Source organism: Barnesiella sp. CU968, from assembly GCF_905219685.1.
Taxonomy (GTDB): domain Bacteria; phylum Bacteroidota; class Bacteroidia; order Bacteroidales; family Muribaculaceae; genus Lepagella; species Lepagella muris_A.
Genome location: NZ_CAJMXD010000382.1, coordinates 1 through 2,752, shown reverse-complemented (window position 1 = coordinate 2,752; position 2,752 = coordinate 1). Strand labels below are relative to the sequence as shown.

Annotated in this window: 3 protein-coding genes and 1 pseudogene; 1 reads left to right on the top strand and 3 read right to left on the bottom strand. The window is 48.4% G+C overall.

Going from position 1 to position 2,752, the window contains the following annotated elements; translation table 11 throughout:
• Window positions 1–179 precede the first annotated feature (179 nt).
• A complete protein-coding gene (locus tag JX312_RS11825; protein WP_123403762.1) occupies window positions 180–416 on the top strand; it encodes a hypothetical protein in 237 nt (78 codons plus the stop codon).
• On the opposite strand, the gene JX312_RS11820 is transcribed toward JX312_RS11825, so the two are convergent.
• The 3 genes and pseudogenes from JX312_RS11820 to JX312_RS11810 all read right to left on the bottom strand — a co-directional run.
• Window positions 391–1,413, bottom strand: a complete 1,023-nt coding sequence (locus JX312_RS11820) for a S41 family peptidase (protein ID WP_239653906.1) — start codon at window positions 1,411–1,413, stop codon at window positions 391–393. The genes JX312_RS11825 and JX312_RS11820 overlap by 26 nt on opposite strands.
• A gap of 20 nt (window positions 1,414–1,433) precedes the next feature.
• Window positions 1,434–2,255, bottom strand: coding sequence for a DUF3316 domain-containing protein (locus JX312_RS11815; protein WP_204458115.1), 822 nt, complete (start codon window positions 2,253–2,255; stop codon window positions 1,434–1,436).
• A 33-nt stretch (window positions 2,256–2,288) separates the two neighbouring features.
• Window positions 2,289–2,752 (bottom strand): annotated as a pseudogene (locus JX312_RS11810) (DNA gyrase/topoisomerase IV subunit A); the annotation flags it as partial.

Here is a 2,752-nt window from a genome sequence, read left to right as displayed (position 1 = left end):
TTTGTAAGTGGCGATTCTCTCGCCACCCCAGATTGTAGATTTTAAAATCGGATTAAATATCCACATATTTTGTTTTTTAATTGTTACGATAAAACAGATGAGTGAGATTTATAAGAAACCGCCTGATTGAGGAATCTGTTTCTTATAGATGTCTCATCATAACTAAAAAGACAAGAGCTATGAAAGACATATTGGATACAGAAGAGAGAAAAGAATTGCCGGATAATGTTTTCGGACTTCCCGGTCGTCGGGAATATCCTATGCCTGACGCCTCACATGTGCGTGCGGCAGAGGCTTATTTCCGTTATTGTCCCGAGGAACTGAAGCCGGAACTTGCCCGAAACATTCTGCGTTTTGCAGAAAAATATGGCATAGAGATAAAGTCCCCGGTTATTCTGCAGTTTGCAAAAGAGTAATTGCAAAGTCGAGAATCGCATCGTGTCCGGCAGCAAGGTCTGCGTCTTTGCAATGCACCTCGCATCCGGGCGAAGGGTTTATTCCCGCTTCCGTGGAGCGGTCGTCTCTGTCGCTGATCGGACATGAGGAGAATCTTACCGACCACCCGTTGGGAAGTTCCGAAGAGAAGGGGAGTCCTCCTCCCCCTCCGGTACGTGCGCCTACTATCCGCACATTCGGAAGAGTTTTCATCACTGCAACAAAATTATTCGCGGCAGAATAGCAAGATCTGTTTGTGAGAACCAGAATCGGCTTGCCGAGATATTTTACCCTTTTGACAGGATCCGCCGCTTCGTATTCAATCGGATAGGGATCCGAGAATGCGTTGTGGGCAGGTCCGGTCTTGTGACGTATGTAGCCGCCGGCTGTATTCTCTTCTATGAAACGCCCTACAAGAGTGTCTATATTGGTTAGCAGACCGCCGCCGTTGTTTCTGATGTCTATTATGAGTCCTTTGGATTCATGAAGTATCGCCAGAATATAGTCGAGGCTCGTGGAACTTATGCCTGACGAGAACGAGGGGTAATACATGTATCCTATTTCATCGGTCAGCATTTTGTAGGATATACCTGAGGTCTGCATGTAATCAAAATCCAGATAATATTGCTGCAGAGTGCGGAGGTTGAAATCCTGTGGATAATCGCTCCACCACTTGCGGTAGTAACTGGTGTTAAAACGTGATGAGAGGTTTACATGACCGTCTTGGAGCTCGTCGAGAAGGCGGGAACATATGTCGAACAGTTCCAGCTGATTCATGTCGGGTTTTATCTCTGCGCGATATTGGCGGCAAAGTTTTTCCCAGTCGATTCCCTTCTCTTCAAAAAAACAATAACGTTCGCCAACGATTGCAGCAAGCGCATCGAAATTGCCGTAGGGGTCATCCTTATATTCCGGAGCCTCATGGCATCCCGCCATTACGGCAGCCAGCACCAATACAGATAATATTTTATAAAACATATAAGACAGAGTTGAGGGTTTCAGAAGAGGGGGGAATTTATGGCTTGTTTGCGTTTGATTCCGAGACCGTGGGGAATTATGCCGATTACGAAGGAATGGGTGTGCAGGCGGGTGTTGAGCGAGTTCGCCCATGAGGAGCGGTAGTCGTAACGGTAGCCCAGCTGCATGGCGGTGCGTCCGAAATCAAGCCTGAGCGACAGGAGATTGTCGATGCAGAAACGGTTGCCCCACCAGCCGCAATGGGCAAGTCCATCGCGGTTTCCAAGCCAGATCTCATAATATGTCTCGCCATATTGCGGTGAAAAGAAGCATCCTAATGACGGAATGCGGATTTCATTGCCGAGTATCATCGGAATCTTCCCTATCCTGAATCTCCAGGACAAAGAAGCATTGATGTCTAACGATGCCGAGGCATTCACGCTGACGGGATTGTTCCCGTTACGTGTAAGATAGAGGCATCCCCCGTCAATATCAATGGAGCCGCCGGCAGTCACCTGAAGCGAATAGGGCAGACGTCTGCGCCATTGCATTCCCCATGTGAACATCCCGTCTATACCGATCATGGATGCCGTGTGTGCAGGATTAAGGTAATCGCGCATGTTTGCTTTTGTGGCGAACTGCATTATCAGCGTTTCCGGTGCCCATGGTGATACCTTGGTCCATTGGGCGGATGCTCCGAAAACCTTGCCGTCATATACAAGGGGAGAAAGATATGTCGACAATGCCGTTCCTCCTCCCGCCTCAAGACGGTATTCCTGCACAACGGGACGTGACAGCTCCTCTGCATGTGACGTGGCAATGTAAATCATGGTCAGAACCAAAGCCAAAAGAAATTTTTTCATCTCGATATAATTTCATGTCAATACAATATTGCTTCAGAAATCGAACAGAGTGGGCTGTGTGGAGTTCTCGGCTGATTGTGTCGTATCTGTCTCTTCCTGCGAATCTGACTCTTCCGTGAGATCTGACACTTCCGTCTCCTGCTCAGCCGGAGGCTCCGGGAAACGGGTAGGCTCAAGTTCTTTGATTTCCGCTATATTGTAAGTGGATATTCTTTTCCCTTTCGCCTTGAAACTCTTTACACCTATAAAGTCTTCCGTTTCGATTTCCAAGGCAGGTCTTACGGCATCCGCTCCTCCGAATGTGACTTCCAGGCGGGCGAAGGGGGTGTCGGTAAGGAGAATTATGCTTGATTCAGGCTCGCTGCCAACAAAGCGCTGCGGTTTTGCCGAGACTTCGAACTCAAAGCGTTTCAGATACGGATAGCCGAGAGACGCGTCGTTGAGGGCAAGAACCCACACCTTGTGCGGGTCGAATTTCTCGATGCGCAATATGTTTT